At 41.8% G+C, this 16,201-nt stretch carries 16 protein-coding genes and 2 tRNA genes; 15 read left to right on the plus strand and 3 right to left on the minus strand.

Features of this window, described 5'->3' with window-relative positions; translation table 11 throughout:
- Positions 1 to 818: 818 nt before the first annotated feature.
- From AWM68_RS13205 to tsaD, 9 genes are all read left to right on the plus strand, one after another.
- Complete coding sequence (locus AWM68_RS13205) at positions 819 to 1,967, plus strand: trans-sulfuration enzyme family protein (RefSeq protein WP_066242535.1); 1,149 nt, start codon at positions 819 to 821, stop codon at positions 1,965 to 1,967.
- A gap of 109 nt (positions 1,968 to 2,076) precedes the next feature.
- The gene (locus AWM68_RS13210) at positions 2,077 to 3,447 is read left to right on the plus strand and encodes an amino acid permease (protein WP_066242538.1); all 1,371 of its coding nucleotides are present in this window, start codon (positions 2,077 to 2,079) and stop codon (positions 3,445 to 3,447) included.
- A gap of 149 nt (positions 3,448 to 3,596) precedes the next feature.
- Positions 3,597 to 3,673 (plus strand) — tRNA-Met (locus tag AWM68_RS13215).
- Between the two features lie 44 nt (positions 3,674 to 3,717).
- Positions 3,718 to 3,793: transfer RNA gene (locus AWM68_RS13220), tRNA-Asp, on the plus strand.
- A 380-nt stretch (positions 3,794 to 4,173) separates the two neighbouring features.
- Positions 4,174 to 5,172, plus strand: coding sequence for a thiamine-phosphate kinase (gene thiL / locus AWM68_RS13225; RefSeq protein WP_331710050.1), 999 nt, complete (start codon positions 4,174 to 4,176; stop codon positions 5,170 to 5,172).
- Positions 5,173 to 5,181: 9 nt separating this feature from the next.
- Positions 5,182 to 5,634: a tRNA (adenosine(37)-N6)-threonylcarbamoyltransferase complex ATPase subunit type 1 TsaE gene (tsaE, locus tag AWM68_RS13230; RefSeq protein ID WP_066242541.1), complete on the plus strand. Its 453-nt coding sequence runs from the start codon at positions 5,182 to 5,184 to the stop codon at positions 5,632 to 5,634.
- Positions 5,634 to 6,329, plus strand: coding sequence for a tRNA (adenosine(37)-N6)-threonylcarbamoyltransferase complex dimerization subunit type 1 TsaB (gene tsaB, locus AWM68_RS13235; RefSeq protein ID WP_066242544.1), 696 nt, complete (start codon positions 5,634 to 5,636; stop codon positions 6,327 to 6,329). Before tsaE ends, tsaB begins: the two co-directional genes overlap by 1 nt.
- A 9-nt stretch (positions 6,330 to 6,338) precedes the next feature.
- On the plus strand, positions 6,339 to 6,788 hold the full coding sequence (gene rimI, locus AWM68_RS13240) for a ribosomal protein S18-alanine N-acetyltransferase (RefSeq protein WP_066242550.1): 450 nt from the start codon (positions 6,339 to 6,341) through the stop codon (positions 6,786 to 6,788).
- A complete protein-coding gene (tsaD, locus tag AWM68_RS13245; RefSeq protein ID WP_066242553.1) occupies positions 6,785 to 7,801 on the plus strand; it encodes a tRNA (adenosine(37)-N6)-threonylcarbamoyltransferase complex transferase subunit TsaD in 1,017 nt (338 codons plus the stop codon). The genes rimI and tsaD overlap by 4 nt, the downstream gene beginning before the upstream one ends.
- Before the next feature lie 306 nt (positions 7,802 to 8,107).
- On the opposite strand, the gene AWM68_RS13250 is transcribed toward tsaD, so the two are convergent.
- The gene (locus tag AWM68_RS13250) at positions 8,108 to 10,048 is read right to left on the minus strand and encodes an ABC-F family ATP-binding cassette domain-containing protein (protein WP_066242580.1); all 1,941 of its coding nucleotides are present in this window, start codon (positions 10,046 to 10,048) and stop codon (positions 8,108 to 8,110) included.
- A gap of 387 nt (positions 10,049 to 10,435) precedes the next feature.
- Here AWM68_RS13250 and moaC point away from each other — a divergent pair, with 387 nt between their 5' ends.
- From moaC to tatC, 4 genes are read left to right on the plus strand one after another with little or no spacing between them, the layout of a single operon-like run.
- Positions 10,436 to 10,939: a cyclic pyranopterin monophosphate synthase MoaC gene (gene moaC / locus AWM68_RS13255; protein ID WP_066242555.1), complete on the plus strand. Its 504-nt coding sequence runs from the start codon at positions 10,436 to 10,438 to the stop codon at positions 10,937 to 10,939.
- 45 nt (positions 10,940 to 10,984) lie between these two features.
- Entirely contained in the window at positions 10,985 to 11,620 is a 636-nt protein-coding gene (locus AWM68_RS13260; protein WP_066242560.1) for a redox-sensing transcriptional repressor Rex, read from the plus strand.
- Positions 11,621 to 11,638: 18 nt separating this feature from the next.
- Positions 11,639 to 11,821, plus strand: coding sequence for a twin-arginine translocase TatA/TatE family subunit (locus tag AWM68_RS13265; protein WP_066242562.1), 183 nt, complete (start codon positions 11,639 to 11,641; stop codon positions 11,819 to 11,821).
- 12 nt (positions 11,822 to 11,833) lie between these two features.
- Positions 11,834 to 12,616 carry a twin-arginine translocase subunit TatC gene (gene tatC, locus AWM68_RS13270; RefSeq protein WP_066242564.1) on the plus strand — a complete coding sequence of 261 codons (783 nt, stop codon included), beginning with the start codon at positions 11,834 to 11,836 and terminating at the stop codon, positions 12,614 to 12,616.
- Between the two features lie 381 nt (positions 12,617 to 12,997).
- On the opposite strand, the gene AWM68_RS13275 is transcribed toward tatC, so the two are convergent.
- Together AWM68_RS13275 and AWM68_RS13280 are read right to left on the minus strand one after the other, a co-directional pair.
- Positions 12,998 to 13,204: a DUF4305 domain-containing protein gene (locus tag AWM68_RS13275; RefSeq protein ID WP_066242566.1), complete on the minus strand. Its 207-nt coding sequence runs from the start codon at positions 13,202 to 13,204 to the stop codon at positions 12,998 to 13,000.
- Positions 13,201 to 13,914, minus strand: coding sequence for a CPBP family intramembrane glutamic endopeptidase (locus AWM68_RS13280; protein ID WP_066242570.1), 714 nt, complete (start codon positions 13,912 to 13,914; stop codon positions 13,201 to 13,203). Before AWM68_RS13280 ends, AWM68_RS13275 begins: the two co-directional genes overlap by 4 nt.
- A gap of 245 nt (positions 13,915 to 14,159) precedes the next feature.
- On the opposite strand from AWM68_RS13280, the gene groES reads away from it, so the two are divergent.
- A complete protein-coding gene (gene groES / locus AWM68_RS13285; RefSeq protein ID WP_066242572.1) occupies positions 14,160 to 14,444 on the plus strand; it encodes a co-chaperone GroES in 285 nt (94 codons plus the stop codon).
- A 101-nt stretch (positions 14,445 to 14,545) separates the two neighbouring features.
- Complete coding sequence (gene groL / locus AWM68_RS13290; RefSeq protein ID WP_066242575.1) at positions 14,546 to 16,183, plus strand: chaperonin GroEL; 1,638 nt, start codon at positions 14,546 to 14,548, stop codon at positions 16,181 to 16,183.
- The last annotated feature ends 18 nt before the right edge of the window (positions 16,184 to 16,201 follow it).

Genomic DNA, 16,201 nt, shown 5'->3' on the forward strand with positions numbered 1-16,201 from the left:
TTTTAAAAGAAAAAAGGTGGTTTGGCATCCGCCAAACTTCAGATTAGATGGTGATGAGGGTGTTGAGGATGGAGGGTATAGGGATAGTTTCAGTTGTCGAAATTTAGCGAATCGCCTATATTTTATCCGTTTTGACTTAATTGAGGCTCGTAACGACTTAATTTTTACGTTTTAGACTTAATTCTCCCACTAATTAGACTCAATTCTGAACAAAAATACCTCACCCTTTATGCTTGGAGTATTCTTATTTGCCCCAAGCAAGGTCTTAAAACCATAAAAATAGAAAGAAGATGGACCAACCATCTTCTTTTTCGTATATTATTCTTCAACTAAAATTAGCAAAAACGACCAAATACCAGTCCAGTAGCTGATTCTAGCTGAGCCAAATGAGGCGTTAAGGGATCCACCACAAATAGAGGATATTCGTAAATGGGTGCGTAATAACTTATATAAAAAATTTATCCGATTTTCGACAATATCACTATATATTTACTACTAACCCTTTCAGTCATCGTACTTTTCGCCCTCAAAAATCCACTACAAAATGATAAAAAAGTAAGAAAAACAGATTCCAGTCCCCCTATAAGCTCTATCCATCACGCAATTTCACGGTAATCCTAATTTTATCCACGGTAATGTAAAATATATTCACGTATAAGACCGATAATTTCACGAATAAAAAAATTTAAACAACTTTCGACCCTATCCACCAGCCATCATACCTTAAATTCTCTCAGTCCATACAAATCCCTCCACCGTATTTCCTGCAAGTTTTATGCTACACTAGTAACTAAAAACAATGGGGAGGCCATAGATTCATGAAAAACGTTCATTTTGATACTTCCAGTGTACATGCTAGTGGTCATAACAGTGTAAAGTCGGTAAGTAAGATCAATCCGATCTATCAGACATCAGCTTTTTCTTTTACTGACTTAGATGATTTAGAGGATTATTTTAGAGGAAAAAACGATTACTTATATACGAGAATGAACAATCCCAACCAAAATGATTTTGCAAACGGCGTGGCTCAGCTCGAACAGGCTCCTGCAGGCGTTGTGACTTCATCAGGTATGTCAGCCATTTTAGTGGGTATCTTATCTGTTGCTCAAAATGGAGATCATATCGTTGCTTGTGATGACCTTTATGGAGGAACCTATCAGCTTCTTTCAGATGATCTGAAGAGCTTTGGGATTGAGACAACATTTGTATCCTTTAAAAACATCGGGGAAATCGAAGAAAACATTAGGCCAAATACAAAATTAATTTATTCCGAATCAGTAACCAATCCATTGCTTCGTGTAGAAGATCTTGATGCGCTTGTATTGCTTGCTAAAAAACACAATCTTACAACGATGATTGATAATACTTTTGCGACGCCTTATGTGCTTCAGCCGTTTACGAAGGGTATAGATCTTGTTGTTCATAGTGCAACCAAATACCTGAACGGGCATAGTGATGTTACCGCTGGAGTTGTTGTAGGCAGGGAGGATCTTATTGCAAAAGCACAAGCTAAAATGATTCATCTTGGCTGCAATCTAGGACCATTTGATGCTTGGCTGGCTTCAAGGGGATTAAAGACGTTAAGTGTACGTATGGAGCGTCATATCGCTAATGCAACTGAATTAGCACGTCAGTTAAAAGATACGGCAGGCATTAAAACCGTTTATTACCCTGAGTTTGTGAGCGAGACTGGGAATTCATCCATTGTGACAATCGAACTCGACGAACAAAGTGATGTGCATACGTTCTTCAAATCTCTGGATTGGGTTCATATCGTTCCAACGCTAGCGGGTGTTGAAACAACCGTTTCCTATCCATTAGGAACATCTCATCGTTCATTGCCAGCAGAGGCGTGTGAGAAGCTAGGAATAAATAAGAATGTAATCCGTATATCAGTGGGTATTGAAAACGTTGATGATATTTGTTCAGTCTTTAAAAAAGCTGCTGAAAAAGCCCTAAAAGTTTAGTACTTTAGGGCTTTTTATTGTAATAAAAACGAATTGTCCAGCTTTGTCGAAATATGTTATGATATCCGAGTGAAAGCGCTTCATCATACACATCAAGGGAGGCATAAAAATGAAGCCGAAACAAGAATTACATCGAGGGCTCGAGGAACGACATATTACGCTTATGTCACTCGGAGCTGCTATTGGGGTTGGCTTATTTTTAGGGTCAGCTTCAGCGATTGAAATGGCGGGGCCAGCAATATTACTTGCATATGCACTCGGTGGTTCCGTAATGTTTATCATTATGAGAGCTTTAGGAGAGATGGCGATACATCAGCCAGTTGCAGGGTCTTTTAGCCGATATGCAAAAAACTACATTGGACCACTAGCTGGATATTTAACTGGCTGGAATTATTGGTTCTTATGGATCGTAACATGTATGGCGGAAATTACAGCCGTAGGGATTTATATGAAGATGTGGTACCCAGATGTGCCAACGTGGATTTGGGCATTAGCCGCATTGGTGATTATGGCCAGTGTCAACCTTCTTGCGATTAAAGCTTACGGAGAGTTTGAATTCTGGTTTGCTTTAATTAAGATCGTTGCCATCGTATTGATGATTGTGACAGGGTTAGGCATGATTTTATTTGGTTTTGGTAATGGTGGCGTTGCAACAGGGATAAGCAACCTTTGGGAAAATGGCGGATTTGCTCCGAATGGAGTAAAAGGGATCCTCATGTCGATGCAGATGGTTATGTTTGCATTCTTAGGGATCGAGATGATCGGTGTAACGGCAGGAGAAGTAAAGAATCCTGAAAAATCGATCGCTAGAGCCGTTAATACTGTTTTCTGGCGTATCCTTTTATTTTACGTCGGGGCACTATTTGTCATTATGTCTATCTATCCGTGGGATCAGATTGGAACGCAAGGAAGTCCGTTTGTTCTTACATTTGAAAAAATCGGTATCGGACAAGCTGCTGGTATCATTAACTTTGTCGTACTAACTGCAGCTTTATCAAGCTGTAACAGTGGAATTTTCAGCACAGGACGTATGCTTTTCAATCTGGCAGAACAAAAACAAGCACCAGCTAAACTTAATAAAGTAAGTAAAACGGGTGTACCGTCTGTAGCCGTATTGGTTTCTGCGGGAGCTCTTTTAATTGGGGTTATCCTGAACTACTTAGTTCCTGAAAAAGTATTTGTTTGGGTAACAAGTATTTCAACGTTCGGCGCGATCTGGACGTGGTCCATCATCCTTTTTGCACAGCTTAAGTTCCGTAAAGGATTGAATGCAGAGGAAAAGAAAGCATTGAAATTTAAAGTGCCGTTCTTCCCATATGGTTCATATATCGCACTAGCTATTCTTATCTTTGTGGTGGGGATCATGGCCTATTTCCCAGATACACGAATTGCACTGATTGTCGGACCATTTTGGTTAATATTGCTAACTGTTATTTATTATGCAAAGGGGTTTAACAAACGCCCTGAAATTAACGAATAAACGGCTTAAAACAAAAGGCACTGGAAAAAAATAAAATTTCCAGTGCCTAATATTTTTAAAACACTTGCATCATACTAATAAACGTGATATATTAATAAATGTCCGAAACAGTTGTTATCTAAAACCAGAAAAACAACATTTTATAACGTCGCGGGGTGGAGCAGTCTGGTAGCTCGTCGGGCTCATAACCCGAAGGTCGCAGGTTCAAATCCTGTCCCCGCAACCAATTTATTTTAAGAACTAATTTTAACTACATCTTACATACAAGCTGGACCCGTGGTGTAGTGGTTAACATGCCTGCCTGTCACGCAGGAGATCGCCGGTTCGACCCCGGTCGGGTCCGCCACTTTTAAAAAACGAAACAAGGTTTCGTGTTTTTTTATGTCTAAAAGTAAGTTAAACTAAAAATATACTACTGTCACCTTAGGAGTTTTATTATGATCCTAAGGCTTTTTTATAATTTGATTTGTTTTAAAAAGCTGATGCTCAGTTGTTCTCTAGGGCTGTTGATTTCCGTTCCAAGTGCTTCGCTTTCCGCGGGGCAGACGGTGAGCCACATTCTTAACGTTTCACTTTTAAGTGTCTCACCTGTCTACCTGTCCTAGCCGAGAGTCTCGCACCTTGCACTCCAATCAACTTATTCATTGAAGTCTATTAGAAAAAAGCTAACAGCAATTATCTATTTTAGAAAACAAACTAAAGTTAAGACCAGAGAGGAGCTTATCCATGATTAAAGACGAATTTGACTGGATTAAAAGCATCACACCTCAACATTCCTTTCAAAAGGAGTTAGTCGCAGGCATTGGTGATGATGCTGCTCTTTGGTCTGTGAACGAACATATGGATCAAGTGGTATGTGTGGATACGATGGTTGAAGGAGTCCATTTTACGAGAGATACGTTATCATCCTATCAAGTAGGTTTCAAAGCGCTTGCTGTGAACATAAGTGATGTTGCAGCGATGGGCGGAATTCCTCAGTTCTATTTAGTCTCTATTGCTATCTCTCCAGACTGGAACGAAGAAGAGCTGAAAGAAATCTATGAAGGAATGAACGAACTGGCGAAGACGCATAAAATGGATCTTATTGGCGGAGATACCGTTTCAACAAAAGGACCTCTTGTATTAACAGTGACGGTTATTGGAAAAGTAGAAAAAGGAAGAAAACTTTTACGTAGCTATGCTAAACCGGATGACATCGTGTTTTTAACAGGCACAACAGGTGAATCGGCTGCAGGGCTTGACTTATTACTCCTGAAAACGAGGCACGCTGTTTTTACAGATAACGAAAAGAAGTGGATTCATCAGCATCAAATGCCCATACCTCACATAGAGCAAGGGAGAATTCTCGCTAACAGTGGTTATCGAATATCTTTGAATGATGTTAGTGATGGCATCGCAAGTGAATTAAATGAAATTGCAGAATCAAGCAATGTCACGATACATATTCAGCGTGATAAGCTGCCAGTAAGTTCATCATTTGCAGAATTACAAGAAAACGGTAGGTTAACCCATCAATTATATGGGGGAGAAGATTATGTGCTCGTTGGAACCGCGTCAATAGAAGACTTTGTGAAACTGACTGAGGCATTCCAACAACATTCTCTTTCCCTATATGAAATTGGGAAAGTTGGAGAAGCTGGTAAGACAGCCGTTTATCTGCATAAAAAGAATGAGGAGCCCGAACTTCTCGCGAAAAAAGGGTTTAATCATTTTAGGGAAAGGTAAGGAGAAGTTATGCGTACATATCATTACAAAACGAAGTCAGCGGAAGAAACGATGTTTTTTGCTGAAAAGCTGGGCTCTATTCTTCAAAAAGGGGATGTGCTTACGCTTGCTGGAGACCTTGGAGCTGGAAAGACGACTTTTACAAAAGGGCTCGCAAAAGGACTCGGAATCACCCGCACAGTGAACTCTCCTACCTTTACCATCATTAAAGAATACAAAGGTCGTTTGCCGCTTTATCATATGGACGTGTATCGTTTAGAAGACTCTGATGAAGATTTAGGCTTTGAAGAGTATTTTTCAGGTGATGGGGTCTGTGTGGTAGAGTGGGCCGTTTTTATAGAAGAATATTTGCCACAGGATAGATTGGAACTCGTGATATCAAATAAAGGCGATGATGAGCGAGAGATTCAAGTGACACCTATTGGCATTAGATACGAAGAACGTGTTAAGGAGATTATGTAATGAAAGTTCTTGCAATAGATACATCCAATCTTGTAATGGGGATCTCTGTATTGGATGAAGGAAAAGTGCTCGGTGAGTATATAACAAACTTAAAAAAGAATCATTCGATACGAGTCATGCCCGCGATTGAAGAAGTGCTTAAAGAAACAGGGGTGAAACCTGCTGAGCTGGATCGAATTGTCGTTGCCAAAGGACCAGGCTCTTACACGGGGGTTCGAATCGGCGTAACCATTGCAAAGACACTCGCTTGGACGCTGAAAAAGGACCTTGTTGGTGTCTCGAGTTTAGAAGTTTTAGCTCAAAGCGGTAAATATTTTGATGGGTTCGTAGTGCCGCTGTTTGATGCACGCCGTACTCAATTGTTTACTGGGCTTTATGGACAAGATGATTCAGGAGAATTCCGAAATCTTTGGGGTGATCAAATCATCTTACTTAGGGATTGGCTCGAAAAGCTGCAAACTGTTGATAAGAAAATTTTATTTATAGGAAACGATCTTCCACTGCACCAGGAAACAATAAAAGAAGTATTAGGGAATCAAGCGGTATTCGGACAAGTATCAGATCACAACCCGCGGCCGAGCGAACTAGGCCGTATCGGAATGAAGAGAGAACCGGATGATATCCATTCGTTTACCCCAAGCTATCTTCAGTTGGCAGAAGCAGAAGTGAACTGGCTGAAGTCACAGGGGAAGTAGGGATAACAGATGGGAGAGGCTTATACATTCAGGTTGGCAAAAGTAAGTGACATTGATGATATCTTAGGGATTGAGCAAGCGTCTTTTACAGTACCATGGTCAAGGGAAGCATTCTATAGAGAGATTGTTGAAAACCAATTCGCCTATTACCTCGTGATTGAAGACTCCTTTCAGCCGATCGGTTATTGTGGAATCTGGCTAGTTATGGACGAAGCACACGTAACGAATATTGCCATTCTCCCTTCGTATAGAGGAAGACGGCTTGGGGAAATGCTTATGAGAGAAGCCATTAAGCTTGCCAGAACACAAGGTGCTAGAACGATGACGCTAGAAGCACGCGTAAGCAATCATGTTGCGCAGAATTTATATAAAAAGCTTGGATTTGAAGCAGGCGGTATCAGGAAAAACTATTACAGCGATAATGGTGAAGATGCTTTAGTAATGTGGGTGGAATTATGATAAAAGATGAGTTGATATTAGCGATAGAAACAAGCTGTGACGAAACAGCAGTAGCTATTTTGAAAAACGGTACAGAGTTGCTGTCAAACGTTGTAGCTTCTCAAATTGAGAGTCATAAACGATTCGGCGGTGTCGTTCCTGAGGTGGCGTCACGCCATCATGTGGAACAAATTACGATTGTGATTGAAGAAGCCTTGAATCAGGCGGAAATTGAACCATCAGATTTAACAGCAGTCGCTGTAACAGAGGGACCTGGGCTAGTCGGCGCGCTGCTTATCGGTGTGAATGCTGCTAAAGCATTTGCCTTTGCGCACGGTCTGCCGCTCGTACCTGTGCATCATATTGCAGGGCACATCTATGCAAACCGGCTTGTTAAAGAAATGACTTTTCCGTTGCTGTCTCTAATCGTTTCTGGGGGACATACCGAGCTTGTATTCATGGAGAAGCACGGAACGTTTAAAGTAATCGGTGAAACAAGAGACGATGCTGCAGGGGAAGCGTATGATAAAGTGGCACGGACGCTGAACATGCCGTACCCAGGAGGTCCTCATATCGATAAACTGGCACAAGAAGGAGAACCGAACATCGACTTGCCTCGAGCTTGGCTAGAACCAGAATCACTTGATTTTAGCTTTAGCGGCTTGAAGTCTGCGGTAATCAACACCGTTCATAATGCAGCGCAGCGCGGTGAAGTGATTAAACCGGAAGACTTAGCAGCAAGCTTTCAAGCGAGTGTAGTGGATGTGCTTGTGGAAAAGACGTACCGTGCTGCGGAGCAATATAACGTCAAGCAAGTATTGCTAGCTGGTGGGGTAGCAGCGAACAAAGGTCTTCGTCACGAGTTAGAAAAGCGGTTTGAAGGAACACAGTATGATTTAGTGATTCCTCCGCTGCACTTATGCACAGACAATGCAGCCATGATTGCAGCCGCGGGCAGTGTGGCATATCAAAAGGGTACACGAGGAGACATGTCATTGAACGGTGTACCAGGACTTGATTTAGAAGCACAATAAAGTGGTAAGCTCTTTTCCTAATAGGGAAAGGAGCTTTTTTATTTGTCGACCGAAATAGACCACATTCGACACAATCTCCCTTATTTTTTGTGGAAAAGTTATGCACAGATTTGTGGATAATGTGGACAGAGCTTTGAACATATATAAAATAAAGGATTTATGTTATACACAATTCACATAATGTATACACATGTTCGTGTGGATAAAGTGGATAACTTTAGTCTATATCGAAATTTCATGATGCGATCTGTGGATAAATGAAAAAGCTGACATCCTTACAAAGCTGTAAGGATGTCAGCTATTGGTTTAATCGTTCTGCAGTTCTTCCCATTCTTCCATTAAGGTTTCCATTTCTTCGTTCAACGTATCGAGCTGCGATTGGAACTCTTGTGTTTTCTCGTAGTCCTGGAACACTTCTGGCTTACAAAGCTCGCCTTCTGCGTAAGTTATCTTACTTTCAAGCCCTTCTAAAAGTCCTTCAATCTCCTCAATGCGGCGTTGGCGTTTTCGATCAAGTTTTTTCGCTTCTTTATCGATCGAGTTTTTCGCGCCGTTCACCTGGTTTGAAGAAGGTGTGTTTAACACGGTTTCCGCTTTTTGACGCTCTGCAATTTCTTCGCGGGCTTTCATCTCATTCTTTTTCTCTGTGTAATAGTCGTAGTCACCTAAATATTCGGTCATACCAGATGGTGCGAGTTCAACGACCTTTGTTGCGATTCGGTTAATAAAATAACGGTCATGCGATACGAAAAGAATCGTACCTGGATAAGAAATTAGTGCTTGTTCCAATATTTCTTTGCTATCGAGATCCAGATGGTTCGTCGGCTCGTCCAAAAGAAGGAGGTTCCCTTTTTCCATCATAAGCTTTGCGAGTGCAAGCCGTGCTTTCTGGCCACCGCTTAACTCCGTCACAAGCTTCAGCACATCGTCACCGCTAAAAAGGAACTGTCCGAGTATAGAACGAATCTCTTTTTCCGTTTTTTCCGGATAGTCATCCCACAGTTCGTTTAAAAGTGTTTTGCGCGAGTGAAGATCGGCTTGCTCTTGGTCATAGTGAGAGATCTTTAGCCCGCTGCCATAGCGTATATCGCCCGATATGAGAGGGAGCTTTTTTCGAATAACTTTCAGAAGCGTTGATTTGCCGATTCCGTTTGGTCCGACAATCGCGACGCTATCCTGACGGTTCACTGCTAATTGTACATTTTTAAATAACGGTTCATCATCTTCATACCCCGTGCTCACATTCTCAAGCTTTAGCACATCATTGCCACTTTGTTTTTCAATATCAAACGAAAACGAGGCAGACTTTTCAGCACCAGCTGGACGCTCTTTCAGCTCCATCTTCTCAAGCTGCTTGCGACGGCTTTGCGCGCGTTTCGTCGTAGAAGCACGTACGATGTTACGCTGAATAAAATCTTCTAACTTCGCCACTTGATCTTGCTGCTTCTCAAACTCTTTCATCTCTTGAGCAAATCGCTCTGCTTTTTGCTCGAGATAACTAGAATAGTTTCCTACGAATCGGAACGACCGCTTTCTTGATACTTCATATACAGTCGTTACAATCTTATCGAGGAAATAACGGTCATGGGAAACAATCAAGATACCGCCTAGATAACTCTGCAAATACTGCTCAAGCCACGTTAGCGTCTTGATGTCTAAATGGTTAGTCGGCTCATCGAGTATGAGGAGATCTGGCTTCGTTAAAAGGAGCTTTGCCAGCGCAAGGCGTGTTTTTTGGCCGCCGCTCAGTGTATTGATCTTCGTATCGCGATCAAAATCAGCAAATTGAAAGCCGTGCAGCACCGTACGAATCTCAGCTTCATACTGATAGCCACCTTCATCTTTAAACGTGACTTGCAGCGCGTCATAGTCTTTGAGAAGGCGTTCATATTCTGCTTCATTTCCGATGACTGCGGGATCACCCATACGCGCTTCCATCTCACGCAGCTTTTTTTCTTTTTTACGCAGATCTTCAAAAACAGAAAGCATCTCGTTCCAAATCGTTTCGTCAGAATCAAGTCCTGCGTCCTGTGCGAGGTATCCTGTCTTAACGTCTTTAGGGATCATGACATGACCAGAATCATAAGAATACTCTCCGGTAATCACGCGAAGGAGCGTTGACTTACCGGCACCATTTCTCCCAACTAAAGCAATGCGCTCACCTTTTTGAACTTCTAATTTTATATTTGATAAAATGACGTCAGCCCCAAAAGACTTCGTAACGTCCTGAACTTGTAAAATAATCATTGTAATTTCACCTCTATGAAAAACGGGTGGTTTATTATAAAAGATTGTTGTTCTTGCATCATTGATAAATTGATTGGAGCGCAAGGTGCGAGACTCCTGCGGGACGAGTGGGACAGGTGAGACTCTTAATAGCGCAAAGCGCTAAGAGGCTCACCGCCCGCCCCGCGGAAAGGGAGCAACCTGGAGCGGAAATCAATTACTTTCAAGTACAACCATGATTGCGCAAACAGCCTTTTTAAAATATATAACCCTGTCTACTTAGTAGTTTAGCGTAGTTTGGAGATTCGCGCCAACAAAGGGAATGTTCAACATTTTGCAATAATTACAAGTAAAATCATAACGACAATAAAAGCGGTTTCGTGTATATTCATCATGAGGAGGGGTTTTATGACAGAGTTTACCCATTTTAACGAAGAAGGTCGTGCTCGCATGGTCGATATTTCGGAAAAAGAAACATCTCATCGAACAGCGATAGCGGTAAGCGGGGTAACCGTTTCTGAAGAAGTCTTCCTTAAGATTAAAGATAATGGATTTAAAAAAGGGGACGTTCTAGCCGTTGCGCAGGTCGCTGGAATTATGGCTGCTAAAAAAACCTCTGACTGGATCCCGATGTGCCACCCACTATCACTTACAGGTGTCGATCTTTCCTTTCACTGGGATGAATTAGAGAACCGCAACTTTAAATTAAATATACAAGCTGAAGTTAAGACAAAAGGAAGCACTGGCGTCGAGATGGAAGCATTAACAGCGGCTTCTGCTGCAGCTCTTACCGTCTATGACATGTGTAAAGCAGCAGATAAGGGCATGGTGATCGGACCTACATACCTTGTGTCCAAAACAGGAGGAAAGAATGGTGACTTTCTGCGTTCCTCAAGCCCTGACAAAGTATGATACAATAGGAATAGATAAGCTTTCTACACATGGAGGGCTCCATATATGAATCAAGAACAGTTAAAAATACCACATGCCACAGCAAAACGGCTGCCCTTGTATTATCGTTTTTTGAAAAACTTATCATCTTCCGGTAAACAAAGGGTGTCCTCAGCTGAATTAAGTGAGGCGGTTAAAGTAGATTCTGCAACGATCCGCAGAGATTTTTCCTACTTTGGCGCATTAGGCAAAAAGGGTTATGGCTACAATGTTAATTATCTGCTGTCTTTTTTTGCGAAAACATTGAACCAAGACGAAACAACAACAGTCGCGTTAATTGGAGTAGGTAACTTAGGCACTGCCTTTTTGCACTATAATTTCACCAAAAATAATAATACAAAGATAGAAATTGCTTTCGATGTAGATCAAGCAAAAATCGGTACAGAGATCGCGGGAGTGCCCATCTACCACACGGAAGACATCGAGCAAGAACTGAAGAAGCGGGGCATCGATGTTGCCATTCTCACCGTACCTGTTGGAGCGGCGCAGCCAATCGCAGATCAGCTAGAGCGCGCAGGTGTAACGGGGATCTTAAACTTTACCCCAGCTCGGTTAACGGTCTCGCCAAAAATCCGTGTACATCATATTGATTTAGCCGTTGAATTGCAATCGCTTGTTTATTTTATGAAAAACTACTCTTAAAACAAGGAGGTAATCGTTATGTTAGGACCAGGAAGTATCGCAGTTATCGGACTTGCAGCGCTTGTTATGTTTGGACCAAAGAAGTTGCCTGAGTTAGGGAAAGCTGCTGGGAAAACACTTCGCGAGTTCAAAAATGCTACAAAAGGCATGATGGACGAAGAAGATGACAACAAGAAAGAAAGCGAACAACTGAAGAAGTAAGGATGTTTTTCTATGACCACTGAAAAAAATATGTCGCTATACGGCCACATTGGAGAGTTAAGAAAGCGCATCATGTGGGCAATTTTAGCCTTCTTTGTGTTCTTGATCGCAGGATTTTTCTTAGCAAAGCCCGTGATCGTGTATCTGCAAAGTGATCCAATTGCTAAGAACATTCAGATGAACGCTTTTCATCTAACCGATCCACTGAATGTCTACATGACGTTCGCCTTTTTTATCGGGCTCGTCTTATCAGCACCAGTGGTCTTATATCAGCTTTGGGCATTCATCAGCCCCGGGCTTTATGAGAACGAAAGAAAAGTCACATTAATGTACATTCCGATCGCGTTTGTGCTCTTCTTAACGGGACTCGCATTTGCCTATTTTATTCTATTTCCATTCGTCGTAAGTTTTATGGGTAATGTCGCTGAGGCCTTGAGCGTTGAAGGAGAATATGGGATTCAAGAATACTTTTCATTCTTGTTCAACATTACATTGCCGTTTGGATTGTTGTTTCAATTTCCAGTATTGATTATGTTTTTAACTCGGCTCGGGATCGTAACACCTGACTTGTTAAAAAGTATCCGAAAAGTAGCATACTTCGGAATTTTAGTAGTTGCTGGATTGATTACACCGCCTGAACTGCTCTCACATTTAATGGTCACGTTCCCGCTTATTCTTTTATATGAGATCAGCATCATCATTTCGAGAACAGCGTATAAGAAACGAATGAAAGCAGAAGTCGAAGCCCTCATCAAAGAAAGAGAGGCAGAAGCAGAATCAGCTTTTCATGATTAAAAAGAGGATTGCTCCAAGTGGAGAATCCTCTTTTTTTTGCGGAGAAATCTAAGTGGACAGTAAAACGCGGAGAGTGGACAGTAAATGTGTAAAAGTGGCCAGTAAATCACCGAAAGTGGCCAGTAAAACGCGAAAAGTGGACAGTATACTTGTATAAGTCGACAGTAAGTACAACAGAGGGGGCTGTGCATGAATGCAGTTTGTCCAATTAGAGAGTTAATCTGTCCAATTCGCACATGATTCTGTCGGATTGGCCAGTTAATCTGTCCAATCTACAACGGAATTTGTCCGATTCACCCGATAATTTGTCCGATTCATAATTCACCACCCATCCGCACCTGCGAACACAAAAAAACTGCCTCCATCAAGGGGCAGTTTTCACTATTTTTTCTTCTTTTTTCTCTTTAAGTGGTTGTTTAACGCGAAATAGCGGATGGCATTGGCGTAATCAAAGGTTGCAACGACCATCGTAATGATCGTCCAGAAACTTGTCATGCCGTATTCGTTCGAGTAGTGGACTGCTAAGTATGTAAAGACAAGTCCGATCCCTAAATATAAAAATGCCATAAACAGTGGTGATGTCTTCATAATAGTCCTCCAATAATCAATTGCGCTGTTTCTAGCTGCTTCTCCATCTTCTGAATCTCATCAGCAAAGAATACTTGAACGATTAAAACAAGCGTATTCATGGCAACGTGTGCCGCGATCGGAACAATGAGGCGTTTTGTGCGAACATACAGGTACGCGAACGTAAAGCCCATTGCCGTATAGATTAACAAGTGTGTAAAGTCCGCATGAACAGCAGCAAAGATTAGAGAACTGATCAAAGCAGAGATAAAGAAATTAAAGCGTTTATGAAGAGAGCCGAAAATAATCTTTCGGAAGATAATCTCTTCTAGTATTGGCCCAACGATGGCCGTTACAATCATAAAATATTTAACGTTTTTTACGATTTCAACAAGGTTTTTCGTATTTTCAGATCCTGGCTGTATGCCAAACAGATTCATTTCAATCATGCTGGCGATAATTTGTGCGGCATACGCCATAAAAATTCCGATGATCGACCAAAGAACAGCAGACCCTCTTGATACGCGCGCAGAGTCCCTGTGCCTGCTTTTCATTTCAGGAATCAGCATGTAAAGGATGATAAGAAGAGCGGCGATGAAACTGATCGTTCCCCACATTCCAAATAGTTGTTTTTTCGGAACACCCAGTTCGTTTAATAGAGGAACTCCGATGTAACCCGAGAATTGCATAGCAATATATATGAAGATGATCCACCAATATTTTTTCTTCAAATTACCTTCTCCTTTACTTCCGCACCCAAAAATGTAAATCTGATATCTCTTTATATGCTTACCCATTTTAACATAGAATAGGCAGGGCTCGCGAGGATATCGAATTTGAGAAAATTTAGATTTAAATTTTAGATTTCCCGCTTGCAAATTTTTTTAGTTTTATTTATTATTAGAAATGGAGTTAGCACTCACTAACTAAGAGTGCTAATAAGAATTTTTTTAACTATTTAAGGAGGGTGTTTCACTTGTTAAAGCCATTAGGTGACCGTATTATTATTGAGCTTGTAGAAGGTGAAGAAAAAACTGCAAGCGGCATTGTATTGCCAGATTCAGCAAAAGAAAAGCCTCAAGAAGGAAAAGTTGTTGCTGTAGGTACGGGCCGTGTGACGGATAACGGCGAGCGTATCTCTCTAGAAGTTTCTGAAGGAAACACGATTATTTTCTCAAAATACGCAGGTACAGAAGTAAAGTACCAAGGTAAAGAATACTTGATTCTTCGTGAGTCTGACGTATTAGCGATCGTAGGCTAATCGTTAGGTAACTTGGAAGCTTCAATGATTTGAAGCTACATAAATCAAACATAAAGCATATGTAAGTCACTAACTTTTAAAATTAATGGGAGGGTTTTTACATGGCTAAAGATATTAAATTTAGTGAAGACGCACGCCGCTCAATGCTTCGTGGTGTTGATGCGCTAGCGAACGCTGTAAAAGTAACACTTGGACCAAAAGGACGCAACGTTGTGCTTGAGAAGAAATTCGGTTCTCCTCTAATCACTAACGATGGTGTTACAATCGCAAAAGAAATCGAACTTGAAGATGCATTCGAAAACATGGGTGCTAAGCTTGTAGCTGAAGTTGCGAGCAAAACGAACGACGTAGCAGGGGACGGAACAACAACTGCAACGGTTCTTGCTCAAGCGATGATCCGTGAAGGACTAAAGAACGTAACAAGCGGAGCTAACCCAATGGTACTTCGTAAAGGAATCGAAAAAGCGACAGCTGCTGCTGTTCAAGAATTAAAAGCGATCTCTAAACCAATCGAAGGCAAAGAGTCTATCGCACAAGTTGCGGCAATCTCTGCAGCTGACGAAGAAGTAGGACAATTGATTGCTGAAGCGATGGAGCGCGTTGGAAACGATGGCGTTATCACGATCGAAGAATCTAAAGGATTCACAACAGAGCTTGAAGTGGTTGAAGGTATGCAGTTTGACCGCGGATACGCATCTCCATACATGGTAACAAACTCTGACAAGATGGAAGCAGAGCTTGAGAACCCGTACATCCTTATCACAGATAAGAAGATTACGAACATTCAAGAAATCCTTCCAGTACTTGAGCAAGTGGTACAACAAGGGAAATCTCTATTGTTGATCGCTGAAGACGTTGAAGGTGAAGCACTTGCTACTCTAGTAGTTAACAAGCTTCGCGGAACATTCAATGCAGTAGCAGTTAAAGCTCCTGGATTCGGTGACCGCCGTAAAGCTATGCTGGAAGACATCGCAGTACTAACTGGCGGTGAAGTGATCACGGAAGAGCTAGGTCTTGACCTTAAGACTGCGAACATTACGCAGCTTGGAACAGCTTCTAAAGTTGTGGTTACGAAAGAAAACACAACAATCGTTGAAGGTGCAGGAGACTCATCTAAAATCGCAGCTCGTGTTAACCAAATCAAAGCACAACTCGAAGAAACAACTTCTGAGTTTGATAAAGAAAAATTACAAGAGCGCCTAGCGAAATTAGCTGGTGGAGTAGCGGTAATCAAAGTTGGTGCAGCTACTGAAACTGAGCTAAAAGAGCGCAAACTTCGTATTGAAGACGCACTTAACTCAACGCGTGCAGCAGTTGAAGAGGGTATCGTATCCGGTGGTGGTACAGCTCTAGTAAACGTGCTAAAAGCAATCGCTCAAGTAGAAGCGACAGGCGACGAGTTAACAGGTGTGAAACTTGTACTTCGTGCACTAGAAGAACCAGTTCGTCAAATCGCACACAACGCAGGTCTTGAAGGATCTGTAGTCGTTGAGCGTTTGAAGAACGAAGAAATCGGAGTTGGATTTAACGCAGCAACTGGCGAGTGGGTAAACATGTTCGAATCTGGAATCGTTGACCCAACAAAAGTTACACGTTCAGCTCTACAAAACGCAGCATCCGTATCTGCTATGTTCCTAACAACAGAAGCAGTAATCGCGGATAAGCCAGAAGAAAACGCTGGCGGCGGAATGCCTGACATGTCCGGCATGGGCATGGGTGGAATGGGCGGCATGATGTAATTAAACTAAAGAAACCCT

The sequence above is a fragment of the Fictibacillus phosphorivorans genome (genome assembly GCF_001619875.1).
Lineage (GTDB): Bacteria > Bacillota > Bacilli > Bacillales > Fictibacillaceae > Fictibacillus > Fictibacillus phosphorivorans_B.